Raw genomic sequence first — 24,238 nt, forward strand, 5'->3', positions numbered from 1 at the left:
GGCAGCGTGGCGCGCAAGATCACCGGCAGAACCCACGGCGATCCGCGCACCGCCGACACCAGGGCCAAGGTCAAGGACGACTACCGGCCGTCGCGTGACGAAATCCTGCGCTACATCGCCGAAAATCCCGATCGCGCCGGCAAACGCGACATCGCAAAGGCGTTCGCGCTGCGCGGCGACGACCGCATCTGGCTGAAGGACATTTTGCGCGACTTGCAGGACGAAGGCATCCTTACCAAGGAGCGCAAGGGGTTGGCCCGCGTCGGCGCCCTGCCCCATGTCACGGTCCTCGATATTTTCGACCGTGATGCCGATGGCGTGCTCTTGGCGCGTCCTACCGAACACACGGCCAATGGACCGCCGCCCATCGTTTCCATCCGCCTGTCGCGCAGTGGCAGTGGACCGGCGCCCGGCATTGGCGACCGCGTGCTGGCCAAGACCTTTCCGGCCGACGACACGAACGTCGCCCTGGGCGGCCCCGCCTACACCGGGCGGGTGGTGAAGATTTTCGAAAAACGTACCGATGCCGTGCTCGGTGTCTTTCGCATCTTGCAGGACGGCACCTTCCGCATCGAGCCGGTGGAACGGCGCCAGCCCGAACTGATCGTCGACAAGGAATTCCAGAACGGCGCCAAGAACGGCGACCTGGTCGAGGTCGAGCCCGCGCGGGCTTCTCGCTATGGGCTGCCGAGAGCCAAGGTGCTCAACGTGCTGGGTTCGCTGACCAGCGAAAAGGCGGTCTCGATGATCGCCATCCACGCGCATGACATTCCGCATATCTTCCCGGCCGACGTCATCGCAGAATCCGAAGCGGTCAAACCCGCGACGCTGGATCATCGCGAGGACTGGCGCGACCTGCCGCTGGTCACCATCGATCCGGCCGACGCCAAGGACCACGACGACGCCGTCTTCGCCACGCCGGATCTCGACGAGAAGAACCCGGGCGGCGTGGTCGCCACTGTCGCAATCGCCGACGTCGCCGCCTATGTGCGCTACGGCACGGCACTCGACCGCGAAGCGCTGAAGCGCGGCAATTCGGTGTATTTCCCGGATCGCGTCGTGCCGATGCTGCCCGAGCGCATCTCCAACGATCTCTGCTCGCTGCGCGAGGGCCAGGACCGGCCGGCATTGGCAGTGCGCATGGTTTTTTCGGCCGAGGGCCGCAAGCTCAGGCACTCCTTCCATCGCGTCATGATGAAGTCGGCGGCAAAGCTCGCCTACCAGCAGGCTCAGGCGGCGATCGACGGCGCGCCGGACGACAAGACAGGCCCGATCCTCAAAACCGTGCTGAAGCCACTGTGGGACGCCTATGCGATCCTGAAGCGCGGCCGCGATGGCCGCCAGCCGCTCGAACTCGACCTGCCGGAGCGCAAGATCGTCCTAAAGCCGGACGGCACCGTCGATCGCGTCATCGTACCGGACCGGCTCGATGCCCACAAGCTCATCGAAGAATTCATGATCCAGGCCAATGTCGCGGCGGCCGAAACGCTCGAGGCGAAGAAACAGGAACTGGTCTATCGTGTCCATGACGCGCCATCGCTGGCCAAACAGGAATCGCTGCGCGAGTTCCTGCAGACATTGGGCCTGTCACTTGCGCGCGGCGCGCAGATGCAGCCAAGCCAGTTCAACGGCATTTTGGAGCGCGTGCGCGGCGCCGACAATGAAGGCCTGGTCAACGAAGTGGTTCTGCGCTCGCAGAGCCAAGCCGAATACTCGCCAAAGAACATCGGCCATTTCGGTCTCAACCTCCGCCGCTACGCCCATTTCACCTCGCCGATCCGCCGCTATGCCGATTTGATCGTGCATCGCGGACTTATTGCCGCACTCGGATTGGGTCCGGGCGGGCTGACGCAGGACGAAGCGGCACGGCTCGAAGATGTCGCCGTGCTGATCTCCGGCACGGAACGCCGCGCAATGGCGGCCGAGCGGGACACGGTCGACCGTCTGATTGCCAGCTATCTCGCCGAACGCGTCGACGACCGGTTCGATGCCCGCATCTCCGGCGTCACCAAGTCAGGACTATTTGTCCAATTGCCGCAGTACGGCGCGGATGGTTTCATCCCGGTGTCAACTCTGGGCGGCGATTACTATATATACGATGAAACGGCCCGCTCCCTGTTCGGAGAACGCTCGGGCAAAGGTTATCAGCTCGCGGACCGTGTCGAGGTCCGACTCATCGAGGTGGCGCCGATGGCCGGGGCGATGCGCTTCGAGATGTTGACCGACCCGAAGCCTCTGCCGGGCTCCAAGCGGTCGTTTCACAAGGCCAAGGGCCGCGCCCGCGCGTCGCAATCGCGACCGGGTTCGCGCGGCAGGAGACGATGATGACAACAGCCATGGAAGAACAGGTTTTCGGCGGAGAACATCACTCGGGCCGGACCGCGCGCCCGCTGTGGACGGCGATGAAGCGCGGCCTGCTCGGCCGCTGCCCGCATTGCGGCGAAGGCAAGCTGTTTCGCGCTTTCACCAAGACCGTCGACACATGCAGTGTCTGCGGCGAGGAATTGCATCACCACCGGGCCGACGACCTGCCCGCCTATCTCGTCATCGTCATCGTCGGCCACATCGTGCTGGGCGCCTTCATGGGCGTTGAAGCGACGTCGACGCTGTCCACATGGCAGCACATTGCCATCTGGGTGCCGCTGACCATCCTTTTGTCGGTTGCGCTGCTGCAGCCGATCAAGGGTGCCGTCATCGGACTGCAATGGGCCTTCTATATGCACGGCTTCGGCGGCGAGCACGACGTGATCGAGCCGCATCCCGGAGCCTAGGCCGCAGCCAAGAATGCTGCCTGGTGCAACATACCGACCGTGAAAGGCCACTTTCGCTTGCCAGAAGTTTCCGCTAGGTCCTGCGCATGGACGGTATGACCAAGGCGGAAGTCGACAAGATCGAGCGGAGCATGATCGCTCATAGCGACCGGCCAATCCGCCCGCGCGACGCGGCAACCCTCATCCTGCTCGACCGCAAGGACGATGACGTGCTGGTTCTGATGGGTCGCCGTCATGCCGGCCACGCCTTCATGCCGGGCAAGTTCGTCTTTCCCGGCGGCCGCACCGATCCGGCCGACAGCCGCATACCGGTCGTCGCCGCCCTGCATCCGGAGCAGGAAGCCAGGCTGATCGCCGGGCCAGGGCGCACAAGCGCCGCACGAGCCCGCGCCATCGCCCTGTCCGCCATCCGCGAAACCTATGAGGAAGCCGGGCTGCTGATCGGCCGCAAGGGTGCCTTCGCAACCTCCAGGTCCGACTGGCAGGGTTTTGCCGAACACGGCGTGCAACCCTCGCTGGACATGCTGCGCTTCGTCGCGCGCGCGATCACGCCGCCCAACCGGGTGCGCCGCTTCGACACCCGCTTTTTCAGCGCCTGGCGTGACGACGTCGCCGTCGAACTGCCCGGTGGCGGTCCCACCAACGAGCTCGAAGAGCTGGTCTGGCTGCCGCTCGCCAAGGCCAGGGAAGCCGACATACCCGATATCACCCGAATGATCCTGGACGAGCTGGAAAAGCGCCTCGCCCATGATCCGCTGTTGCGTCCTGGCGGTCCCGTGCCCTTCTACCGGCTTGTCCGCAGCCGCTTCACCCGCGAACTTCTCTAGAGCAATTCCAGGAAAAGTGTGACGCGGTTTTCCGCCCGGAATTGCGTAAGATCAAAAAGACAGAGTATTCAGCATCCCATGACGGTCGATACCCAACCACAGGGCGACGAACGCGTACACTGGCTGCCGATGGTGGCGGCGATCTCGTCGATCAGCGTCGTCGGCATCGCCATCGGCCTCGGTATGCCGCTGCTCAGCGTCATCCTTGAAACGCGCGGCCATTCGGCTTCGATGATCGGCCTCAACACCGCCGTTGCCGGCCTCGCCTCGATCGCCGGTGCGCCTCTGGCGACCCCGCTCGCCATGCGCTTCGGCGTTGCCTGGACCATGATCGCCATGATCGCCGCCGGCGCTCTGGCCTTTGTCGGCTTCCATTTCGCACCCGATTTCTGGATGTGGTTTCCACTGCGCATCGTGCTGCACATTGCGCTGACGGTGCTGTTCATCCTGTCCGAATTCTGGATCAGCACCTCGGCGCCGCCGCACCGACGCGGCCTTGTCCTGGGCATTTATGCCACTGTCCTGTCGCTCGGCTTTGCCGCCGGACCATGGCTGTTCGCCCATCTCGGCAGTTCCGGCTTCAGGCCGTTCGGCGTCATCATCGCGTTGGTGACGCTGGCGGCCATACCCGTGCTGGCAGCACGCAACGAGAGCCCGTCGATCGCCTCGGATGGCGAAACCAGCAATTTCCTGCGCTACATCTGGCTGGTGCCGTCGGCGACCGCTGCCGTGCTGGTGTTCGGCGCGGTGGAAACCGGCGGCTTTGCGCTGTTCCCGATCTATGGCAGCCGAATCGGCTATTCCGAAGCCGATGCAGCACTTCTCCTGACCATGATCGGCCTCGGCAATGTGTTGTTGCAGATCCCGATCGGCATGATCAGCGACCGCGTCAGCGATCGCCGCTACCTGCTGATTGCCTGCGCCACGGTCGGTCTTATCGGCACCGTCTTCATGCCCTTCTTCGCCCAGAATTGGCATCTGATGGCCGCGCTTCTGTTCGTCTGGGGCGGCGTCGTCGCTGCCATGTACACGATCGGCCTCGCCCATCTCGGCTCGCAGCTTTCCGGCCATGAACTGGCGTCGGCCAACGCCGCCTTCGTGCTGTGCTACGGCGTCGGCATGGTGCTCGGCCCGCAGGCGATCGGCATCGGCATGGATGCGTTCGGCCCGTCCGGCTTCGGCTGGTCGCTCGGCCTGTTCTTCGCGGCCTATATCGCTTTGGTCGCCGTCAGGTTGGTTCGCAAGATCCTGCTGTAGCGCGACTGCGGCCAGCCCTGCATTTGGCACGGCACGGTGACAGGCTGCTGACAGAACCGTGTCAGGAGCACAGGGCTAAAAAGGTGTCCCAAAACACTCGAGGACATTTCCATGATCGACAGCGGCTTTGAAACCACATCGCTACGAATGACACTGCTTCTGCTCGTAACGTTCCAGGCTCCGGCCGCCGACGTCGACCGCATCATGGATGCCGTGGTGGCGATTGCGCCGCTGGCCATGGGCAAGTATGACCGCAATGCCTATCAGTCGGCGCACGGCATCGAACGCTATAGGCCGCTTGACGGTGCGGCCGCCGGCGCCGAAACCGAATTGAGGCGGCGGCCCGGCACGGTCGAGGTTTCCTTCGAACTGCCGGACGATCAGGCGCTGGCCGCTCGTGTCGTCGAGGCGATTTTCCAAGCACATTCCTATCAGGAACCGGTGATCCGCATTCAACCGATTCTCGCCAGCCGTTCCAAGGGGCTGGACGACCGCGCCAATCCGAATCGCTGGTGGAACACGACCGGAGACTGGAAGAAGGTTGCTGCACCGGCGACAGAAACCGCATGATTTCCGTTCACCAGCAGGCTCAGGCGGATCGCACGAGGCTTGCCGGGCTTGACTTTCCGGGCGCGTTCTTTATGTGTCGCGCTAAGTTTCCCGCGTCCGGGTGTTTCCCCGTGCTCCAGCGGCCAAAACCCCACGAACAAACGGACTGATATCATGGCTAAAGCCGCAAACATCAAGATCAAGCTTCTGTCGACCGCCGACACCGGTTTCTTCTACGTGACCAGCAAGAACAGCCGCACCAAGACCGACAAGCTGTCGTTCCGCAAGTACGACCCGGTCGCCAAGAAGCACGTCGAATTCAAGGAAACCAAGATCAAGTAATCTGGGTTTCCCGCTGCAATGCCGAAACGCCGCCCAATGGGCGGCGTTTTTCGTTTGTAGCCAATTGATTTCGTTGCATCCGAGCAGAGACTCCAGCCAAAGGATTGACCCTTCGCCATGGTTGCGGCACCCTTGGCCGTGGGTTGGGTGTCACGAACAAGGCGCCTATGGATGTCGAAGAAGTTGAAAGCTGCAATCATTGCAGCCCTTGTCGCTCTGGCTGCTGGTTTCGCCGTCAGCCACGGGCTGATAAGCCAGCAGACGGCCGATGAGATCAAGGCCAGGACTGACCAGGTTCTGACTGAGGAAGAGGCCGCACAGCCTGCACCTCAGCCTGACAGCCCCGCCCCGCCTTCCACGGAACCCGCACCGCAGGCTCCGGCCCCTCCCGCCGCGGCACCCCCGCAAGGATCACAACCGGGTCAATGAAGAAGCCCCGCCGGCATGGGCTCCTCTCGTGCGATCGCGCCATCACCATACCTGCTGAGTGTATCGTTTTAATACAATCGCCGATTGGTAGACTTGCACCACGGATAGGCAGTTAGTTTCAGCGTCAGGCAAAAAGGGGGGAAATGCCTCGCACTGGGAGAAAACGATGTCCGTACAAAAAGGCGACTTTCGAACCAACAGAGCCGACTACGTGATTGCCGCGATGCATGGCGGAGTGACCGCCGAAGACAGCGTTCGAGACGAGAACCTGGCAAGGAGAAAGAAGTCCCTGTGGCTGAAGGAGCGGCGATCGGCCAAGTCGGCTGAGAACCCGTTGGACAGCTCGCCGCTGTCTAAAAGAAGCCCTCGCGGTTAGCGATTTACAATCACCCTTCCGCGATCACACCATAGCCGCACACAACCCACTCACCCATATTGCAGGTGCCGCCGTCGGTGTTGACTAGCTCCGACGGCGGCCTAGTTCGTGGCGAAATAACCTCCGTTTTTTGAGAAGACGGCGGGACTAAGGTCTTGTGCCCTACACGCAAAGGTCCGACTGGTCCTGTTAGGTTCCGGAAATGTCTCTTGGACGTTCCGCTATTTTATCCAATTGAAATGTAGCGTTACCGTGTATTCCCGCCCGATAGCGGCCTGATCCGGCTGCCCGCATCCGCCCTGGCTGAGTCCCCTCAGCCGATGCGCTCACCGCTCTTCGGATCGAATAGATGCAGCTGGTGTGGTTCGGCCGCCAACCGTACCTCGTCGCCGGGCTTCACGCCGGCACGGCCCATGGCAAAGACGCAAAGCTGCTGGCTGGCCAGCTTGACGTAGAACTGCGTCGAAAGCCCGAGCGGCTCGACCACCCCCACCTCGCCCTTCAACGCGCCGTCGTCCGCCAATTTGATATGCTCAGGCCGCAAACCGACGGTGATTGCGTCGCCATCCTTGAGCGGCAGGCCTTCCGGCAGCCTCAGCGCCTGGCCATCGGTCAGCACGGCCTGCGGGGTAACGCCCTTGCGAACCGTCGCCGGCAGGAAATTCATGCCGGGTGAGCCGATGAAACCGGCGACGAACATGTTGGCCGGCCGATCATAGAGATCGAGCGGCGCGCCGACCTGCTGGATCAGCCCGTCATGCATGACGACGATCCGGTCGGCCATGGTCATCGCCTCGATCTGGTCGTGCGTGACATAAACCGATGTCGTCTTCAGCTGCTGGTGCAGCGCCTTGATCTCGGCGCGCATATGGACGCGCAGCTTGGCGTCGAGGTTCGACAGCGGTTCGTCGAACAGGAAGACCTTGGGATCCCGCACGATGGCACGGCCCATGGCGACGCGCTGGCGCTGGCCGCCCGACAATTGCCGCGGCAGGCGCTGCAGGAAGGTGTCGAGCCCGAGCCGCTTGGCGGCGCCGTCCACCCTGGCATCGATCGTCGTCTTCTGCGCCTTCTTCAAGAGCAGGCTGAAACCCATGTTCTTCGACACGTCCATATGCGGATAGAGCGCATAGGACTGGAACACCATGGCGATGTCGCGGTCCTTCGGTGCCACGTCATTGACCAGCCGCTCGCCGATGCGGATCTCGCCGCCGGAAGCTTCCTCCAGCCCGGCGATCATGCGCAAGAGTGTGGACTTGCCGCAGCCTGACGGACCGACCAGGACGACGAACTCGCCATCGGCGATTTCAAGGTCGACCGCGTGCAGGACGCGGACGGCGCCATAGTCCTTGCGGACCTTTTCGAGCGTAACAGAGGCCATAGATCTATCCTTTGACGGCGCCGGCGGTCAGGCCGGTGACCAGATAGCGTTGCAGGAAGGCGAAGAAGATGCAGACCGGGATCAGCGCCAAGATGGACGCCGCCATCATCTGTCCCCAATCGACGGCGAACTTGCCGATGAAGGTGAGCAGGCCGACGGCAAAGGTCTTCTGATCGTCGCTGGAAATCAGCATCAGCGCGAACAAAAGCTCGCTCCAGGCTGCAGTGAAGACGAAGCCGAGGGTGGCGCCCATGCCCGGCAGCGTCAGCGGCACGATCACCTTGCGCATCGCCTGCGCGCGGGTGCAGCCGTCGATCATCGCGGCCTCTTCCAGATCCTTCGGGATGCCGTCGAAGAACGACTGCATCAGGAAGGTGGCAAAGGCCGTGTTGAAGGCGGTGTAGATGATGATCAGCCCGGTCAGGCTGTTGATCAGGCCGATCTGACCCATCACGCGGTAGATCGGCGGAATGACCATCACCAGCGGAAAGGTCTGGGTCAAAAGCAACATCAGCGCCAGTGCCGCCTTGCCGCGAAAGGTGAAGCGCGACATTGCATAGCCGGCGAGCGTGGCGATGATTGTCACCAGTGCCGCCGTCGATACCGAGACGATGACGCTGTTGAGGAAATAACGCGGAAAATCGGTGGCCTCGAGCACGGTGACGAAATTCTGCAGCGTCATGTGCGACGGCCAGAAGGTGATGCCTTCGGAGTAGAGAAGCCGCTCCGGCGTGACCGAGATTTTTAGCGTCCAGTAGATCGGGAACAGGGCAAAGAGCACGTAGGCCGCGATTGCCGCGTAGAGGCCGATGCCGCCGAAGAAGCGCTGCGAGGTTGAGCGTCCTGCGATCATCAGACGTGCCTCACCAGGGTGCGGCGGATACCGATCAGCGCAATCGCATAAGCAATGAGCAGGACGAGCAGCAGCACCGCCACCGCCGAGGCATAGCCCTTGTCCAGCGATTTGAAGGCGCTGACATAGATGTAGACCGGCACCGTGTTGGTCGAGCCGGCTGGCCCGCCCTCCGTCATGACGAAGATCAGGTCGGCGAAGGTGGCGATCCAGATGGTGCGCAACATCACGGTGATGGCGATGGTCGGCGCCAGAAACGGCAGCGTCACCTTGGTGAAGCGCTGCCAAGGCGAAGCGCCGTCGATGGCCGCTGCCTCATGCAGTTCCGACGGAATGGATTTCAGCGCCGCCAAGAGCGTGATGGCGAAGAACGGAATGCCGAACCAGATGTTGGCGACGATCGGCCCCCACATGGCAGTCGAAGGATCGGACAGCACATTGGTCGGCTCCGCCTTCAGTCCCAGTGCAAACAGCCAGTGCGGCAAAGGGCCGATGATCGGATTGAACAGCCAGGCCCAGGTCAGACCCGACAGGAAAGACGGCACCGCCCAGGGCAGGAACACCAGGGCTTGTACAGCCTTGCGGCCGCGAAACGGCTTGTCGAGCAGCAGCGCCAGGCCGAGGCCAAGGAAGAACTGGAAAAACAGACTGGCGACGGTCCACCACAACGTGTTGACCAGCGCCTGCCCCAGCACCTGATCCGACAGCATCGCCTGATACTGCCCAAGCCCGACATATTCGGACTTGAACGCCGAGAATTTGCGGAAGGAGTAGCTGATGCCGATGACCAGCGGCACCAGAAGCACCACGACCAGCAGGATGATCGCCGGGCTGAGATAGAGCCATGGCTCGATTGCGGCGTGGGATAACCGCTTGCGGCGCGGCTGGCCGGCGGATCGTATTTCGGACACGGCATAGGTCATTGGTTTAGGGGTCACTCCTGGAACGTCGGCTGGCGGAGAGCGTCCTTCTCCCCGTGAAACTGGGAGAAGATGCCGTAGACAGATGAGGGGCAGCGCTAACCTGGCAGAAGCTAGTGCTGCCCTCATCCGTCATTTCGTGACACCTGCTGCCCGTGAACGGGGGAGAAGGAAAGAAGAGCTACTTCTTGCTCTTCGCCAGCCAGTCCTGCTGTTCCTTGGTCAGGAACGCTGCCCACTGATCGGCGACCTCCTTGGCCGTCTTCTGGCCGAGCAGCACTTCCTGGAAGTTCTTGATCGCCACCTGGTCGACGAAATTGCCGAGGTTCTCCAGATGCGTCGGCGGGGTCACCATTTCATATTTGGAGCTGTCGCTCAGCTCCGTGAACCAGCCCTTGAACTGCTCGGTCTTGAAATGGGGATCCTGGTCGGCGCCGTTATGGATCGGGACAACGCCGACTTCCTTGGCCCATTCCAGATTGTCCTTCGGCGACAGCAGCGTCGCCATCAGCTTCCAGGCGTCGTCCTTGTGCTGCGAGTTGGCAAACATCGCCCAGCCGGCATAGCCCAGCGTCGGATAGGATTTGCCGCTCGGTCCGACCGGCAAGGGCGCCACGGCGAAATCGTCGGCGCTCATCTTGTCGGCGATGCCGAGCAGCGCGTCCGGATCCTGGTTGAGCATGGCACAGGTGCCGGAATAGAAGCCGGTGACCGTTTCGTTGAAACCCCAACTCACCGCATCCTTCGGCGCCAGTCCGTCCTTGTACATGTCGGCCAGCATCTGCAGGCCCTTGACCGAGCCTTCGTCGTTGATCGTCGAAGTGCCGTCCTCGTTGAAGTAGCCGCCCTTGCCGGCGGCGATGTTCATGAACATGTGCATGCCGTTGAAGGCGCCCGGCCCGCCGCGCAGGCAGTAGCCGTATTTCCCCGGGAGCGCAGAAATCTTCTTGGAATCGGCGATGAAATCTTCGATCGTCGCCGGCGGGCCATCGAGGCCGGCCTCCTTGAACAGTTTCTTGTTCCAGAACAGCGCGTTCACATAGTAGCCGTAGGGGATCATGAACTGGGTGTTGTTGACGGTCGAGCCGAACTGCTTGGCGCGGTCGCCCAGCGTCTTGGCGTCATCCCATTTGGCCATATAGGGGCCGAGATCCTCGAGCTGGGCATTGTTGGCATAGAGGCCCATCCAGCGTTCCGGCATTTCGACGATGTCGGGCGTATCGCCGGCCTGCACCATTGTCAGGAATTTCTCGAACGCCTGGCCCCAGGGCAGCGAGATCAGCTCGACCTTGATGCCCGGATTGGCTGTTTCGAACTCGGCGATCTGCTTTTTCAGGAACTCGGTGCGTGGCGGGCTGGTGATGACTTCGACCATTTTCAGGGTCGAATCGGCCACGGCATTTCCGGCGGAAATCGCCAGTCCCGCAACGGTGGCAAGCATGACGGTCAGTTTTTTCATGTTCAAGACTCCCATTTTGAACCCGCTTGTTATTTTCTGGCTTTTTCGAAGGCTTGGGCGACATCCGCCCACAGGTCTTCGACACTCTCCAATCCGACATTGAAGCGGATGGTTCGGGGGCTGACGCCGAAGCGCGCCATCGAATTCAGGCCAGGCGTCTGCTCCAGCGACGCCTTGGCCGGCACGACCAGGCTTTCATGCCCGCCCCAGCTGACGCCGATGCGGAAATATTTCATCGCATCGACGAAGACGGGGATGTCGATCTCGTCCGTCACCTCGAAGGAGAACAGACCGGCATAGCCGGCCAGTGTCGCCTTGCCCGGATGGTTCGAATAGACAGGATGGTTGACGCGCTCGACATTGGCATGCGCCTTCAGCCGTTCGGCGATGGTCAGGCCGCTCTTCATGTGGTGCGGCAGGCGCAGCGGCAGCGTGCGCAAGCCGCGCAGCAACAGCCAGGCTTCGAATGGCGACAGCTTGCCGCCGAGATAGGAATAGGTCTGCTCGTTGATGTGCTTGATATGAGCGGCCGAACCCGCGACGACGCCAGCGACGGTGTCGCTGTGGCCGCCAAGGTATTTCGAGGCCGAATGCAGCACCAGGTCGACGCCATGCGCGATCGGCTTCTGGAACACCGGCGTCGCCCAGGAATTGTCGATGGTGGTGACGATGCCCTGTTCCTTGGCCAGCCGTGTCAGATGCGCGATGTCCTGCAGCTCGAACATCATCGAGGTCGGGCTTTCCAGGTAGAGCAGCTTGGCGCCGGGAAGTGCCGCCGCGACCGCATCCGGGTCGGAGCCGTCGACATAGTCGACCTTGATGTTGAGCCGAGGCAACAGCCGCTCGAACAGCCGATAGGCATCGCCATAGCAATTGCGCACCGCCACGATGCGCTCGCCTGCCCCAACGAACGCAAGCACCGTGGCACTGATCGCCGCCATGCCGCTGGAAAAGCCGCGCGCGGCTTCTGCGCCCTCAAGCGCTGCCACGCGCGCCTCGAACTCCATCACCGTCGGATTGTCGCCGCGCGAATAGATCGGCTGCTTTCGTTTGCCAGCAAAGGTATCGGCCATCTCGGCATAGCTGGCGAAGGTGAACAGCGAGGTCTGGTAGATCGGCGGCACCACCGCACCGCCGGGAAACGGTTCGTCATGCGCCAAGAGTGTCGCCGCCTCGGCGAGATAGTCGTGATCGAAACCGGATGGATGCTCGTTCATGTCTGGCTCGAAAGTTTGAGTTTGGCGGCACCGCGCTTGAGGTCGTCCTCGACGGTGGCGATCAGCTTGAGCGCCTCGGCGCGGGCCCCCTGCGGGTCGTGCGCGGCGATGCATTCGTAGATGGTGCGGTGGTAGGGAAAGCTGGCGTGGCCGAAGTCGCGCACGCCGAGCGGATGCTCCCAGAAGCGGTGGAACAACTCGTACATGGCGGCGATGATCTGCTCGAACAGCGGATTACCCGAGGCCCGGTAGATCGCCTGGTGGAACTCCCAATCCTCTTCCGACGACATGCCGTCGCGTGTGCGGAACGCCTGCTCCATGATGTCGAGCTTGCGTGCGATTTCGGCGATATCTGCCTGGCTGGCGCGTTCGGCGCAAAGAGCTGCGGCCTCCGCCTCCAGTGCGCGGCGGATCTCCATCGTCTGCATCAGGCTGGTGAAATCATTGCCGCCCGCCAGCGTCAGCGGCATGTGCAGCATATCGTGTGAAACAGCCGCCTTGAGATAGGTGCCGCTGCCCTGGCGCCTCTCGACGAGGCCGAGCCCTTCCCAGCGCGTCAGTGCCTCGCGCACGGTGTTGCGGCTGACCTTCAGCCGCTCGGCCAGAATGCGTTCGGTTGGAAGCCGCTCGCCCGGTTGCAGGGCTTCGGCGCGAACAAATCCCACCAACGCCTTCAACACCGCGTCGTCGCGCGCCGTGGTCTGAATGGGTGGCAGGCTGTTCTGGTCCACATTTCCTCCAAGTGGTCCAATGGTCCAACCAATTTCTGCACAAAAGGAAGCTCCTGTCAACCAACTGTCAGGAGCACTGTCGGAGGGAGCGACGCAATACTTTCAAGGCGGTCGCGCGATCGCGCTTCGATAGTATCTAATCTGAGGCAGCAGGCGACCCGAACCAGGTGGTCAGCGCGTCCACCAGCCCCTGTTGGGTTCCCGCCCCGGCCCAAGCCACATAACCATCGGGCCGGATCAAGACGGCGCCGGGCGCGGCGACCCTCCCGAGCACCGGGAGGTCCCAGATGCCGGCGTAACCGGCGTCGATCTGGCGGACCCGATCAGCCCAGGGCGCGAGGTCCAGCCTGCCGGGCTCACCGAAGTTGAGCAACACTGGCTGCGCGTCGTGCAGCAAGGTGAAGACCCGCAACGGTCCGCCAGCGGTGGTCAGATCGAGATCGGGCATTCGCCGCCCAAGCAGTGGATGCCCCTCGCCAAGGTCGTAATGGACACCCAAACCAGACATCTCCGCGGCGATTTTCTTGCGGGGTTCATCCATGCCGAGAAACTCGGCAACGGTGTCGGCCAAGGCCTTGCTGCGGTCATCCGTGCGGCGAAGCGCGACCTGTGCCATCGTATTGCGCAACACGCGGACGGCAACCGGATGACGCTCGGCGTGATAGCTGTCGAGCAGGCTTTCCGGCGATATCCCCTTGATGACTTGGGCCAGCTTCCATCCAAGATTCACCGCATCCTGCACGCCGATGTTGAGGCCCTGCCCACCCATCGGCGGATGAATGTGCGCGGCATCACCCGCCAGCAGCACGCGCCTGTCGCGATATGCGGCAGCCTGGCGCGTCATGTCGGTGAAGCGGGAGAGCCAGGTCGGGCTGTGGACCCCGAAGTCGGTGCCGTAGATGGCAGTCAGCGCCTCGCTGAGCTCGCGCAGGGTCGGGTCGCCGCGCGCCTCCAGGCATGGCTCCGTCAGCACGACGCCAACCTTCTTGCCGTCCTCGATCTTGCCCAGGGCATGAATTCCGGAGGCGTTGCTGCGGAAGCCCCATGCCGGTTCTTCCGACATTTCGACCTCGGCAATCATCCAGCTCATCGTCGGATCCCATCCGGCGAACTCGATACCGGTCGCCTTGCGAATGGTGCTGCGGCCTCCGTCGCAGCCGACCAGATATGCGGCCCTCAGGCGGTGACCGGTGGACAGTTCGACGTCGACGCCGCTGTCGTCCTGCGTAAACCTCGTAACCTCGTGTCCGCGATAGATCGGTACCTTCAACTCGCCGACCCAGTCGGCCAGGATGTGCTCGATGTGGTTTTGCCGCAGTGCCAGCAGATAATTGTGCCGGGTTGGGAAGTCGCTGATGTCCAGGCGGATCATGTGAAAACCCACGGCCGGGCTCACTTGGCCCTCCGAGAGGAACCGATCCGCAATTCCGCGCTGGTCGAGCACCTCAAGGGTGCGCGCATGCAGGCCGCCCGCGCGCAGGCCGGCAAGCTTCTGATCCGGCCGCCTTTCGACAATGGCAACGTCGACGCCTGCCAACGCCAGTTCGCCCGCCAGCATCAATCCCGTCGGACCACCCCCGGCGATCACAACCGCATGATCTGAAATCATTATCGTAACTCCCGTTTTCCGCACCTTGGTTTGGGTCGCGGTTTTACGGGAGGAGCCGGGTCTTGCCGCAAGCCTCTTGCGCGCCATATGTATGAAATGGAAGGGGTGCTCTTCCCCTCATCGTTGGCTGCTCTCACAGCGAAACTGTGTAGGAACGGCTAAAACGGGTATTCCGATTTCACATGCAAAAACGCAGATTCCTCCGTGCTTTGGCACGGAGTTCTAATGTTGTTTTGGAGAGAAGGGGGCCGGTCGGCGTTTGGCAGCGGTACGAGGAGGCCACTATGTGCCAGCGCCGGCCGGCCGACCCCACGGACCCAGGAGATGCGGCGGACCTGAGCATCATGGGGTATTCCCAGGATCGGAGCCGGCTTTCTATCCTCGTGCCGGCTTCGTCTTGGCCTGCACAGTTGCGCAAGAGTTTATGAAAATCAACAGTTTCTTAACCAAGGCTCGCGAATCGCTTGGATTAAGGTAAACGGGTAACCCTGTCGGGTTGACAGGATAATCGGGGCTGGATCGCTACGCCGCCTTGGCGACGACGCGATTTCGGCCGCCGCTTTTGGCTTCGTAGAGCGCGAGATCGGCACGCTTCATCAGCGCCGCCACCGTGTCCACCCCCTTCAGCACCGACGACACGCCGACGCTGACCGTGACTTCGATCGCCTTGCCGTCCTGCCCGATGGCGAAAGCCGCCTGGGCGATTTCGGCGCGAATGCGCTCGGCTACCTTCTCGGCCACCGCGCCCTCGGTGTCCGGCATCACCACGACGAACTCCTCCCCGCCAAAACGGCAGGCAAGGTCGATACCCCTGACATTCTTGCGCAGCCGTCGTGCGAATTCCCGCAGAACCTCGTCGCCGCCGTCATGACCGTGCGCGTCGTTGATCGCCTTGAAGCGGTCGAGGTCGGTGATCATCACCGACAGCGGCCGGCGCCGCGCCACCGCGCGATCGAACAGCGTCTGCAGATGGCTGTCTAGATAGCGGCGGTTGTGCAGCCCCGTCAGGCCGTCGGTCACCGCCATTTCGATGGTCTGGGTGACGCTGGCGCGCAGCTGGTCGTTGTAGCGCTTGCGGCGCACCTGGGTGCGCAGCCGCGCCGTCAACTCCTGCTGGTCGATCGGCCGCATCAGATAATCATTGATGCCGAGTTCGAGGCCGCGGATGATGCGTTCCTCCTCGCCCTCCTCCGCCAGCAGGATGATCGGCACGAAACGGGTGCGATCGAGCGAGCGCAACTGCGAACAGAGCCTCAGCGGATCGAAATCGGCGAACGCGGTCGAGATCATCACGCATTCATAGGACGTCTCGGCGGCCTGGAAGAAACCGGCATGCGGATCGCTGGAGATATCGAGATCGGCGCGGTCGCGCAGCATCTTCTGAATGCGCTCGACGGATGATTTGCGTTCGTCGATCAAAAGCACTTTGGGCGTCGTCTCCTCGGATGCGAAATTGCGGCTGAGCAACTCCTCGATGCCGATGTTGCGCGTCGTCGAGGCGCGCAGCCGCAACTCGTCGGTCAGCGACTTCAGGCGAACCAGGCTCTTGACGCGCGTCATAAGCTGCAGGTCGTTGACCGGCTTGGTCAGGAAGTCGTCGGCGCCGGCCTCGAGCCCGCGGACGCGGTCGGAAACCTGGTCGAGCGCGGTGATCATCACCACCGGAATGTGCGATGTCGCCGGATCGCTCTTCAGCCGCCGACAGACCTCGAAGCCGTCCATGTCCGGCATCATCACGTCGAGCAGCACGACATCGACCTTGCCGTTCTCGCAGGTCTCGATCGCATCCGGCCCGTTGGTGGCGGTCAGCACTTCGAAATATTCGGCCAGCAGCCGGACTTCCAGCAGCCGCACATTGGCAGGGATGTCGTCGACGACGAGGATCCGCGCAGTCATTTCACAAGGCTCCGGCTCGGCTGAAAGGGCACATCACGCATCGCCCAGATAGGATTTGATGGTTTCGATGAAACGCGGCACCGAGATCGGCTTCGAAATATAAGCCTCGCAGCCGCCCTGGCGGATACGTTCCTCGTCACCCTTCATGGCGAAGGCGGTCACCGCAATGACCGGGATGACGTGCAGCTCGTCGTCTTCCTTCAGCCATTTGGTCACTTCAAGCCCCGACACTTCAGGCAATTGGATATCCATCAGGATCAGATCCGGCCGGTGCTGGCGCGCCAGATCGAGCGCTTCCAGACCGTTGCGGGTGCGCACGGTCTCGTAACCGCTTGCCTCGATGAGGTCCCGAAAGAGCTTCATATTGAGCTCATTGTCCTCGACGATCATAACCTTCTTCGGCATCGATTTCCCGTCCCGGCTGCCCTTCCGCTTCGAAGGCGACCGTCATGCGCCCATGTCTGAACGCACCAAACCCTGCTTCACTTTACGGCAATATGATTGACGAAACGGAAATCCGCGGCTGGAAAACAGCGCGAATTCCACCTCGTCCCTGCGCGTCCAAAGGGCGCGCCACGCTCTAATGGCTTGCCGCAAGCAACTCTTGCCATTACTGCGGGAGAGACTCATTCCACACACCGAAGGTAGTGATGGCAAACGCAGCGTCAATGCGCGAAGAAGCGGAATCGATTGCCGTGAAGGCCCTGGGCTTCGTCGCCTCCGATCCGGAGCTGCTGCCGCGCTTTCTGGCGATCACCGGCATAGAGGTCCATTCGATCCGCAAAGCCGCCAGCGAGCCGGGTTTTCTGGCCGGTGTCCTGCAATTCATCCTCGCCCACGAGCCGACTCTGATGCGCTTTGCCGAGGAAACCGGCACCCCGCCGGCGGCTGTCGGCAAGGCCTTGCGGTCGCTGCCGCTGGGCGACGACAACCACGAGCATTCCATATGAGCGATGATCCGGAAACCGCGCGCCAGATTGAAGAACTGGCAGCCGACGACCGACCGCTGCTGGTGCTCGACGTCGATGACGTCGTGCTCGAATTCATCCGACCGTTTCCGAATTTCCTCAAGGCGCGCGGCTATGGCTTGACGCTGGCCTCGTTTCGGCTGACCGGCAACATAGCAGAGACCGCTAGCGGCCGCCTGATCGAACAGCCCGAAGTCACGGCACTGCTGGCCGATTTCTTTGACGCGCAAGCCGATTGGCAAAACATTACTGACGGCGCTGCAGAAGCCCTGGCAGGGTTTGGCGACCGCGCGGAAATCATCTTGCTGACGGCCATGCCGCACAAGCACCGTGCCGTGCGTCGCGTCCATCTCGACGCGCTTGGGCTGAGCTACCCGCTTCTGACCACTGAAATGGCCAAAGGACCGGCAGTGGCCAAGCTTCGCGGCAGGGCCGGCCGACCGGTGGTTTTCGTCGACGATCAGCCGCACAATCTGGCGTCGGTACGGGAATCGGTCGCCGACGCCGAACTGTTCCACCTGATGGCCGACAATTCGCTGCGCGCATTCCTGCCGCCGGTGACGGACGATGTGGTCGTCGTCCAGGACTGGCACGAGGCAGCGCCCAAGATCGCAAGCGCGCTGGGGCTCTGAACTCCAGCTTCAGGGGTTCAGTTCGCACCTGCGCCGCCGCTGTCGTCTCCGCTGTCATCGGCGCCGTCACCATCATCCACGCTGTCGTCCACGGCCGGATCGGCGGGCTTCAGCATGACGCCATTGACGGTGACCGAGCCATCGGCCTTGGCATTGACGATCCATTCCAGCCGGCCATCGGGCAGCGTCTTGCCAAAGCCCTTCGCCATGAGAGCGACTGGCACGTATTGGCCAACCTCCGGTTCCGACTTTGCCGCTTCCTGCAGGCCTTCGACAAGCTTGTCGAAGCCGGCGACATCGACGGTTACGCTTCCTTCGGGCTTTTCGCCTAGGAATGTCATCTCGCCTTCCAGCGCGATCTCCGTGTCCTTGTTCTTCACGGTGCTGTGGCCAAGCACGACCTTCGGCATTTTGGCCATGAAGTCGACTTTAAGCTGCTCGCCGAATTCGGCCGACAGCGGTGGATTCTTATTGAGATCAAAGGCTTCGATCGCCTTCTTCGCCATGCTGTCGAGATCGATATTGGCGCCGCCAAAGTTCAAATCGACATCGGTGGGCAACAACCCCACGCTCCAGCTCGGCAGAAGCTGGGTCGGCACGGTCAGCCCCGATGCCTTGATGCCGTACGTGATCGTGCCGTTCTGGGCGACGCCATCGGTGCCGAACACGGTGCTGAGCTGGGTGGCGCCGAAATTGCCGACCGGGCTTTCCACCGCAAAATCCTTGAAACCGTAGGTCCCGTCGATACGCTGCCAAAGCGGCAAGGCGGCGAGCAGAAGCGATTTGAGCTGCGCCTGGTTGTCCTTCAGCGTCGCCTCGTCCTCGTTGGCCACCGCAAATGCCAGGAGATCGAGCAATGGCTTGGTCCGCACGCCCTTGCCGCTGGCTTCGACCGACAGTTCAGGCGACCTGACGGTGACCGGGAATTTCAGCCCGCTCTCGGGGTCATCGAAATTGATCGCTTCGACAAAACTCGACACCTTCTGCGAGGTTGTGAAATCGACGCCCCCGGTCGCCGACTTGGTCGCGGCAACGGTCGCGATGCCGGCGCCCGTGCTGGCTTCCATGTGCTGCTTGGCATCCTTCGATGCCATCGTCATGCCGGCCATCGAGCTGGTGCCGCTGGTGAAGGCCGCCAGATTTGGATCGTAGACGCCCGAGCCCTTGCCGTCCTTGATCGAAAACTGAGTGCTTTGCAGCCCCTCGGGTCCGTTGAACTCGAAGGAGGCGGTTTGGGAGAAATCCATGGAGACATCCCAGGACCCGTCGCTGCGCGGCTTGACCATCAAGGCATAGGGCGCGAAGTCGAACTTCAGCAGTTTCTGGTCCGGAAATGATGCGGCAAGTGCCTTGAAATCGAACACGATCTTGTAGGCGCCACCTTCGAGCGAAACCTTCAAAATGCCTTTGTCGATGGCCTGCTTGCCGACATAGCGGGACAAGTCGTCGGACAATTGCTTCGCACCCTGACTGTCGGCGGTCTGGCTGAAAGCAGGGGCACTCAACGCAAGAAGGAACACGAATGGCAGGGCACGGTTCACGCGAATTCTCCGTTTGACCTAGAAGAAAGACTTTGTCCGTCTGGTATGAAATTACCGCTGCAACCGCAAGGTGAGATCGACAACGGCACCCGGGCAGACCATCTCGATCAAAGCACCAGCCGCATCAGCGGGCGACCGGCCTTGCGTTCCACCAGCCGCTCGAAACCCGCCTTCTCGAAGACCCGTGACGAACCGACGAACAGGCCGATCGAGCGCGAATCGCGAGACAGGTCCATCGGGCACGCCTCGAGCAGCCGGGCCCCATTCTGGCGGGCGAAACCTATGCCGCCTTCGACGAGGCGATGCGTGATGCCCCTGCCGCGCGCCTTGGCGCGGATGAAGAAGCAGGAGATCGCCCAAACGGCCGCATCCCCCGCGTCGGCAGGATCGACCGGTGCCGACCCCCTGCCCTGATTGTTCCATTCGGGCACGTCGGCGCGCGGTCCGATCTGCATCCAGCCAACCGCCTGGCCATCCTCGAATGCCAGCAGTCCGGGCGGCGGGCCGGCTTCGATACGCGCCTTGATGTGGTCCTTGTTGCGTTCCCGGCTGCTCTCGCGGCGCATCGCCGGCGCCAGCCGGAAATGCGTGCACCAGCAGCCGTAGCAGGCGCCTTGCTTGCCGAAGAGGTCCTCGAATTCAGCCCAAAGCTCGGGCGCAAGCGGCGCTATGGTCGTGCTCATGCGTTCTCCCCAGGCCAGCCTTGTCGCTGGCCTTGCACTGTCGTACCATTGCTTCTGTTCTCTTTATGTTCGCAGCGATGGCGGCCCCTGTCAACAATCCCGATCACGGTTTTTGCCGCGACTGCCTGATGTTTCAGCGCAGCCCGACGCGCCGCTGCGAGCGCTGCGGCAGCCCCCGGCTTGTGCGTCATCCCGAGCTTTACCGGCTGCATCTGGCCCATATCGATTGCGACGCCTTCTATGCGGCGATCGAAAAGCGCGACAATCCGGCGCTCAAGGACAAGCCGCTGATCATCGGCGGCGGCAAGCGCGGCGTCGTCTCCACCGCCTGTTACATCGCCCGCATCCAGGGCGTCCGCTCGGCCATGCCGATGTTCAAGGCGCTCGAAGCCTGCCCGGAGGCGGTCGTCATCAGCCCCAACATGGAAAAATACGTGCGCGTCGGCCGCGAAGTGCGCGCCATGATGCAAGCGCTGACACCGCTGGTCGAGCCGCTGTCGATCGACGAGGCGTTTCTCGACCTCGCCGGCACCGAACGACTGCACGGCCTGCCGCCTGCTGTGGTGCTGGCGCGCTTCGCGCAGGCCGTCGAGAAGGAGATCGGCATCACCGTTTCGGCCGGCCTGTCCTATTGCAAGTTCCTTGCCAAGATTGCGTCTGATTTTCGCAAGCCGCGCGGTTTCTCGGTCATCGGCGAGGCCGAGGCAGTCGGCTTCCTGGCGGCGCAGCCGGTGACCATGATCTGGGGTGTCGGAAAGGCATTCAACGCCGCCCTGGAGCGTGACGGCATCCGCACTATCGGCCAGTTGCAGCAGATGGATCGCGGCGACCTGATGCGCCGCTACGGCACGATGGGCGACCGGCTCTACCACCTTTCGCGCGGCGAGGACCTCCGCCGCGTCGATCCCGATCAGGACGCCAAAAGCGTATCGGCCGAAACCACCTTCGATACCGACATCGCTTCGCTGGAGGAACTGGTCGCGGTTCTCAGGGGTCTTTCGGAAAAGGTCTCGGCACGGCTGAAAAAGTCAGGCATTGCCGGGCGCACTGTGGTGCTGAAACTGAAGAGCCAGGATTTCAAGCTGCGCACGCGCAATCGCCAGCTCGGCGATCCGACCCGGCTCGCCGACCGCATCTTTCAGACCGGGGTGGAGCTTCTGCGCAAGGAAACCGACGGCACGAAATATCGGCTGCTAGGCATCGGCGTCAGCGACCTTTCGGACGACGACAAGGCCGACCCGCCCGATCTGGTCGACATCCAATCGCGCAAGCGCGCCATGGCCGAAGGCGCCATCGATGCCCTGCGCGACAAGTTCGGCCGCAAGGCGGTGGAAACCGGCTACACATTCGGCAAGGGCCGCGACGCCCATCCGCCGGAGCCGCTTGAGGATTAGGTGCGTTGCAGATCAATCCTGCTCGTCACCACGCTCTTGCCGGTTTTCGGGTCGGTGTCGATGACGGTCAGCCGCATGCCGTTCTCGCCGCGTTTCTCGACCTTCATCTGCGCCCTTCGGTCGCCATTGACCTCCTTGGCCCAGCGAATGCCCAGGTTGATCGCGTTGCCCGAACGGCTGCCGTTGAGCTGTGCCGGTCCCGTGCGAGAGCCGACATAGGTGCCGCTGTATTTGGCGCCGCTGGCCTTCAGATCCGCGCTGATGGCACGCGTGACCACGACAAGCCCCCGGCAATTGCCGTCGAGCGACAGGGAGGTCGATGTCGCGTTCGAGCTGAACGTGCAGGACACGTTCACGGTCGGCGCATCGGTGGTGACCTTGACGATACCCCTGCCGGCGAAATTGCCCTTGAACGACTGGAGAAATTGCGTCTCGTCGGCATGTGCCGCCCCTGCCGCAACCAGTAAACCGCCGGCAAGCGCGAATTGCGCGAAGGATCTCATCGAAGCTCTCCCTGTCGATCTTCTAAAAGGCGGGACGGTCCGCCAGCACGGCTGACCATCGGGATTCAACGCCACTTGCCGTTTCAGGTTCCGCCCGCCACATGACTGTTTTACAACATCCAGGCAGTCGCGACTGGCCCAGAAGAATGCCTTGCGTAGCGATTGCGGCAGAAGTCCTGGCCTGCGACATAGCGCGAATGGCACCCACACCCTCGATCCCCAAGGCCGCGTTCTGGATGGCGCTGTCGATCGCTTCCTTCCTTGGGATGACGGTCGCCGGCCGAGCCACGACAGCGGAGCTCAACGTCTTCCAGGTGCTGGAGTTGCGCTCTGTGATCGGCTTCTTCATCCTTCTGCCGCTGGTGATGACGAGTGGCGGCTTTCAAGCCATGCGCACGCGGCGCCCCATTGCCCACGTCGCCCGCAACGTCATCCACTACACGGGCCAGGCGGCCTGGCTCTACGCCCTCACTTTGATCCCGCTGGCCGTGCTGATCTCGATCGAATTCACCACGCCGATCTGGACAGCTATCCTGGCGGTGATTTTTCTTGGCGAAAGGCTCAACCGGCCCAAGCTGGCAGCGATCGGGCTGGGGCTGATCGGCGTGGTGATCATCGTGCGCCCCGGTGTCGGCTCGATCGATCCTGGACATCTCGTCGTGCTGGGTGCCGCGGCCTGCTTCGGCATCTCGGTGGTCACGATCAAATCGCTGACCCGGACGGACGGCGTCGTGCGCATCATCTGCTGGATGCTGATTATCCAGTCGATGGTCGGTCTCATCCCGGCGCTCTATACGTGGCGCAACCCGCCACTGGAGTTGTGGCCATGGATCGTGCTGATCGCCTTCACCGGCATGTCGTCGCATTTCTGCATGGCCCGTGCGCTTGGCTATGCCGACGCGACCATCGTCTCGCCGATGGATTTCCTGCGCGTGCCGCTATCGGCGCTGATTGGCTGGCTGCTCTATAGCGAGCAGATCGACGCCTTCACCGCCGGTGGCGCGCTGCTGATCCTGATGGGCAATCTGCTCAATCTTCAGCGCAGGCCAATGAAGCCGGCCGAAGTGGCGGCGTCGTAGTCCCGCCGGCCGTCAGTTCCCTTCGTCGGGTATGTTGAGGAGATGGCCGCAGGCTTTGCAATGCACGGCGTCCGGCTCGTGCCGCCGCAAGCCGCACTGCGGACAGGGAAACAAAACCTTGGCTGGCCGGAAGATCGCCTGAGCCAGTCTGACAAACAGCGATATGCCGATGATCATGGTGACGATTGCCGTCAGCTTGCCGGCCATGCCCGGCAGCACGATGTCGCCGAAGCCGGTCGTCGTCACCGTGGCGACGGTGAAATAAAGCGCGTCGATATAGTTCTCCAGGCCGGCGCCAGTGCGGAAGAAGAACGTGTAGACGAAGCCGGTGATGACAAACAGGAAGGTCAAGAGGTTGATGACCGCGTGGCTGGCCTCGCGCCACGGCCGCAGGCCGCGCATCTCCAGATGCCGCCAGAGCGAACCGCTGCGCGACAGCGACCACAGCCGCAGGATGCGCAGGAAGGCGAGATTGGCGAACGCCGTCGGCATCAGCAGCGTCAAAAGGATGAAGAGATCGACCCACGACGTCGGCTGCTTCATCAGCCGCAGCATGTTTTTGGAGGCAAGCAGCCGGGCGACCAGGTCCGCGGCGACAAGCGCGGCCGCCGAATAGTCGAGCCAGAGGAATGACGGCTTGTCCTGAAGAACCGGCGTCGCGATGAAGAAGGCGATGATGGCGAGGTCGATGACGACGGCCACCAGTTGGAACCGGAAAGCGGCCGGCGTGCGCCCATGATAGAGCCTGCGCAGCCTGTCACGCAGCCGCGCCAAGGTTGAAACCGTCTGCGACCCGTTCCTCTGTGCCGGCTTCATGCTGA

At 62.5% G+C, this 24,238-nt stretch carries 24 protein-coding genes; 11 read left to right on the forward strand and 13 right to left on the reverse strand.

The window, feature by feature from the left end; translation table 11 throughout:
* Positions 1-6: 6 nt before the first annotated feature.
* From rnr to NKI21_RS10600, 7 genes are all read left to right on the forward strand, one after another.
* On the forward strand, positions 7-2,325 hold the full coding sequence (gene rnr, locus NKI21_RS10570; protein ID WP_352440271.1) for a ribonuclease R: 2,319 nt from the start codon (positions 7-9) through the stop codon (positions 2,323-2,325).
* Positions 2,326-2,336: 11 nt separating this feature from the next.
* Entirely contained in the window at positions 2,337-2,771 is a 435-nt protein-coding gene (locus tag NKI21_RS10575; RefSeq protein ID WP_352553077.1) for a DUF983 domain-containing protein, read from the forward strand.
* Between the two features lie 86 nt (positions 2,772-2,857).
* Positions 2,858-3,598 (forward strand): NUDIX hydrolase, encoded by a 741-nt coding sequence (locus tag NKI21_RS10580; protein ID WP_352796873.1) that lies wholly within the window; start codon positions 2,858-2,860, stop codon positions 3,596-3,598.
* 78 nt (positions 3,599-3,676) lie between these two features.
* Positions 3,677-4,855 (forward strand): MFS transporter, encoded by a 1,179-nt coding sequence (locus NKI21_RS10585; protein WP_023810543.1) that lies wholly within the window; start codon positions 3,677-3,679, stop codon positions 4,853-4,855.
* 111 nt (positions 4,856-4,966) lie between these two features.
* A complete protein-coding gene (locus NKI21_RS10590; RefSeq protein ID WP_023810542.1) occupies positions 4,967-5,425 on the forward strand; it encodes a YqfO family protein in 459 nt (152 codons plus the stop codon).
* Between the two features lie 153 nt (positions 5,426-5,578).
* Complete coding sequence (gene rpmG, locus NKI21_RS10595; protein WP_006201775.1) at positions 5,579-5,746, forward strand: 50S ribosomal protein L33; 168 nt, start codon at positions 5,579-5,581, stop codon at positions 5,744-5,746.
* 595 nt (positions 5,747-6,341) lie between these two features.
* On the forward strand, positions 6,342-6,551 hold the full coding sequence (locus NKI21_RS10600; RefSeq protein ID WP_013531922.1) for a hypothetical protein: 210 nt from the start codon (positions 6,342-6,344) through the stop codon (positions 6,549-6,551).
* A gap of 313 nt (positions 6,552-6,864) precedes the next feature.
* On the opposite strand, the gene NKI21_RS10605 is transcribed toward NKI21_RS10600, so the two are convergent.
* From NKI21_RS10605 to NKI21_RS10645, 9 genes are all read right to left on the reverse strand, one after another.
* Positions 6,865-7,932 (reverse strand): ABC transporter ATP-binding protein, encoded by a 1,068-nt coding sequence (locus NKI21_RS10605; RefSeq protein ID WP_352865511.1) that lies wholly within the window; start codon positions 7,930-7,932, stop codon positions 6,865-6,867.
* A 4-nt stretch (positions 7,933-7,936) separates the two neighbouring features.
* Complete coding sequence (locus NKI21_RS10610) at positions 7,937-8,785, reverse strand: carbohydrate ABC transporter permease (protein WP_027036797.1); 849 nt, start codon at positions 8,783-8,785, stop codon at positions 7,937-7,939.
* Positions 8,785-9,708 carry a carbohydrate ABC transporter permease gene (locus tag NKI21_RS10615; RefSeq protein WP_292177192.1) on the reverse strand — a complete coding sequence of 308 codons (924 nt, stop codon included), beginning with the start codon at positions 9,706-9,708 and terminating at the stop codon, positions 8,785-8,787. Before NKI21_RS10615 ends, NKI21_RS10610 begins: the two co-directional genes overlap by 1 nt.
* A 178-nt stretch (positions 9,709-9,886) precedes the next feature.
* Positions 9,887-11,164 carry an ABC transporter substrate-binding protein gene (locus tag NKI21_RS10620; protein ID WP_352865514.1) on the reverse strand — a complete coding sequence of 426 codons (1,278 nt, stop codon included), beginning with the start codon at positions 11,162-11,164 and terminating at the stop codon, positions 9,887-9,889.
* A gap of 29 nt (positions 11,165-11,193) precedes the next feature.
* Positions 11,194-12,381 carry a PLP-dependent transferase gene (locus NKI21_RS10625; protein WP_127296147.1) on the reverse strand — a complete coding sequence of 396 codons (1,188 nt, stop codon included), beginning with the start codon at positions 12,379-12,381 and terminating at the stop codon, positions 11,194-11,196.
* On the reverse strand, positions 12,378-13,112 hold the full coding sequence (locus NKI21_RS10630; protein ID WP_127296146.1) for a FadR/GntR family transcriptional regulator: 735 nt from the start codon (positions 13,110-13,112) through the stop codon (positions 12,378-12,380). Before NKI21_RS10630 ends, NKI21_RS10625 begins: the two co-directional genes overlap by 4 nt.
* Positions 13,113-13,248: 136 nt before the next feature.
* Positions 13,249-14,721, reverse strand: a complete 1,473-nt coding sequence (locus NKI21_RS10635) for an FAD-dependent monooxygenase (protein ID WP_352865518.1) — start codon at positions 14,719-14,721, stop codon at positions 13,249-13,251.
* A gap of 522 nt (positions 14,722-15,243) precedes the next feature.
* Positions 15,244-16,617, reverse strand: coding sequence for a PleD family two-component system response regulator (locus NKI21_RS10640; protein ID WP_352759129.1), 1,374 nt, complete (start codon positions 16,615-16,617; stop codon positions 15,244-15,246).
* Between the two features lie 33 nt (positions 16,618-16,650).
* Positions 16,651-17,022: a response regulator gene (locus NKI21_RS10645; protein WP_013531932.1), complete on the reverse strand. Its 372-nt coding sequence runs from the start codon at positions 17,020-17,022 to the stop codon at positions 16,651-16,653.
* Between the two features lie 245 nt (positions 17,023-17,267).
* On the opposite strand from NKI21_RS10645, the gene NKI21_RS10650 reads away from it, so the two are divergent.
* A complete protein-coding gene (locus tag NKI21_RS10650) occupies positions 17,268-17,567 on the forward strand; it encodes a DUF3572 domain-containing protein (protein ID WP_024503583.1) in 300 nt (99 codons plus the stop codon).
* The gene (locus tag NKI21_RS10655; RefSeq protein ID WP_352720212.1) at positions 17,564-18,217 is read left to right on the forward strand and encodes a hypothetical protein; all 654 of its coding nucleotides are present in this window, start codon (positions 17,564-17,566) and stop codon (positions 18,215-18,217) included. Before NKI21_RS10650 ends, NKI21_RS10655 begins: the two co-directional genes overlap by 4 nt.
* A gap of 17 nt (positions 18,218-18,234) precedes the next feature.
* On the opposite strand, the gene NKI21_RS10660 is transcribed toward NKI21_RS10655, so the two are convergent.
* On the reverse strand, positions 18,235-19,758 hold the full coding sequence (locus NKI21_RS10660) for a hypothetical protein (RefSeq protein ID WP_352440264.1): 1,524 nt from the start codon (positions 19,756-19,758) through the stop codon (positions 18,235-18,237).
* 107 nt (positions 19,759-19,865) lie between these two features.
* Complete coding sequence (locus tag NKI21_RS10665) at positions 19,866-20,441, reverse strand: GNAT family N-acetyltransferase (protein ID WP_023810530.1); 576 nt, start codon at positions 20,439-20,441, stop codon at positions 19,866-19,868.
* Between the two features lie 65 nt (positions 20,442-20,506).
* On the opposite strand from NKI21_RS10665, the gene NKI21_RS10670 reads away from it, so the two are divergent.
* A complete protein-coding gene (locus NKI21_RS10670; protein ID WP_352440263.1) occupies positions 20,507-21,835 on the forward strand; it encodes a DNA polymerase IV in 1,329 nt (442 codons plus the stop codon).
* On the opposite strand, the gene NKI21_RS10675 is transcribed toward NKI21_RS10670, so the two are convergent.
* Complete coding sequence (locus NKI21_RS10675) at positions 21,832-22,338, reverse strand: hypothetical protein (RefSeq protein WP_352440262.1); 507 nt, start codon at positions 22,336-22,338, stop codon at positions 21,832-21,834. The genes NKI21_RS10670 and NKI21_RS10675 overlap by 4 nt on opposite strands.
* A 197-nt stretch (positions 22,339-22,535) precedes the next feature.
* On the opposite strand from NKI21_RS10675, the gene NKI21_RS10680 reads away from it, so the two are divergent.
* A complete protein-coding gene (locus NKI21_RS10680; protein ID WP_352440261.1) occupies positions 22,536-23,417 on the forward strand; it encodes a DMT family transporter in 882 nt (293 codons plus the stop codon).
* 12 nt (positions 23,418-23,429) lie between these two features.
* Here NKI21_RS10680 and NKI21_RS10685 read toward each other — a convergent pair whose 3' ends face one another.
* Positions 23,430-24,233, reverse strand: a complete 804-nt coding sequence (locus tag NKI21_RS10685; RefSeq protein ID WP_352865524.1) for a potassium channel family protein — start codon at positions 24,231-24,233, stop codon at positions 23,430-23,432.
* Between the last annotated feature and the right edge of the window lie 5 nt (positions 24,234-24,238).

The sequence above is a fragment of the Mesorhizobium sp. M0715 genome, from assembly GCF_040320355.1.
Lineage (GTDB): Bacteria > Pseudomonadota > Alphaproteobacteria > Rhizobiales > Rhizobiaceae > Mesorhizobium.

Excerpts from the sequence above, each read along its gene's own strand:
- NKI21_RS10575 (WP_352553077.1), top strand. The coding sequence starts at position 2,337 with ATGGAAGAACAGGTTTTCGGCGGAGAACATCACTCGGGCCGGACCGCG.
- NKI21_RS10580 (WP_352796873.1), top strand. The coding sequence starts at position 2,858 with ATGGACGGTATGACCAAGGCGGAAGTCGACAAGATCGAGCGGAGCATG.
- NKI21_RS10585 (WP_023810543.1), top strand. The coding sequence starts at position 3,677 with ATGACGGTCGATACCCAACCACAGGGCGACGAACGCGTACACTGGCTG.
- NKI21_RS10590 (WP_023810542.1), top strand. The coding sequence starts at position 4,967 with ATGATCGACAGCGGCTTTGAAACCACATCGCTACGAATGACACTGCTT.
- rpmG (WP_006201775.1), top strand. The coding sequence starts at position 5,579 with ATGGCTAAAGCCGCAAACATCAAGATCAAGCTTCTGTCGACCGCCGAC.
- NKI21_RS10600 (WP_013531922.1), top strand. The coding sequence starts at position 6,342 with ATGTCCGTACAAAAAGGCGACTTTCGAACCAACAGAGCCGACTACGTG.
- NKI21_RS10605 (WP_352865511.1), bottom strand. The coding sequence starts at position 7,932 with ATGGCCTCTGTTACGCTCGAAAAGGTCCGCAAGGACTATGGCGCCGTC.
- NKI21_RS10610 (WP_027036797.1), bottom strand. The coding sequence starts at position 8,785 with ATGATCGCAGGACGCTCAACCTCGCAGCGCTTCTTCGGCGGCATCGGC.
- NKI21_RS10615 (WP_292177192.1), bottom strand. The coding sequence starts at position 9,708 with ATGACCTATGCCGTGTCCGAAATACGATCCGCCGGCCAGCCGCGCCGC.
- NKI21_RS10620 (WP_352865514.1), bottom strand. The coding sequence starts at position 11,164 with ATGAAAAAACTGACCGTCATGCTTGCCACCGTTGCGGGACTGGCGATT.
- NKI21_RS10625 (WP_127296147.1), bottom strand. The coding sequence starts at position 12,381 with ATGAACGAGCATCCATCCGGTTTCGATCACGACTATCTCGCCGAGGCG.
- NKI21_RS10635 (WP_352865518.1), bottom strand. The coding sequence starts at position 14,721 with ATGATTTCAGATCATGCGGTTGTGATCGCCGGGGGTGGTCCGACGGGA.
- NKI21_RS10640 (WP_352759129.1), bottom strand. The coding sequence starts at position 16,617 with ATGACTGCGCGGATCCTCGTCGTCGACGACATCCCTGCCAATGTGCGG.
- NKI21_RS10645 (WP_013531932.1), bottom strand. The coding sequence starts at position 17,022 with ATGCCGAAGAAGGTTATGATCGTCGAGGACAATGAGCTCAATATGAAG.
- NKI21_RS10650 (WP_024503583.1), top strand. The coding sequence starts at position 17,268 with ATGGCAAACGCAGCGTCAATGCGCGAAGAAGCGGAATCGATTGCCGTG.
- NKI21_RS10655 (WP_352720212.1), top strand. The coding sequence starts at position 17,564 with ATGAGCGATGATCCGGAAACCGCGCGCCAGATTGAAGAACTGGCAGCC.
- NKI21_RS10665 (WP_023810530.1), bottom strand. The coding sequence starts at position 20,441 with ATGAGCACGACCATAGCGCCGCTTGCGCCCGAGCTTTGGGCTGAATTC.
- NKI21_RS10670 (WP_352440263.1), top strand. The coding sequence starts at position 20,507 with ATGTTCGCAGCGATGGCGGCCCCTGTCAACAATCCCGATCACGGTTTT.
- NKI21_RS10675 (WP_352440262.1), bottom strand. The coding sequence starts at position 22,338 with ATGAGATCCTTCGCGCAATTCGCGCTTGCCGGCGGTTTACTGGTTGCG.
- NKI21_RS10680 (WP_352440261.1), top strand. The coding sequence starts at position 22,536 with ATGGCACCCACACCCTCGATCCCCAAGGCCGCGTTCTGGATGGCGCTG.
- NKI21_RS10685 (WP_352865524.1), bottom strand. The coding sequence starts at position 24,233 with ATGAAGCCGGCACAGAGGAACGGGTCGCAGACGGTTTCAACCTTGGCG.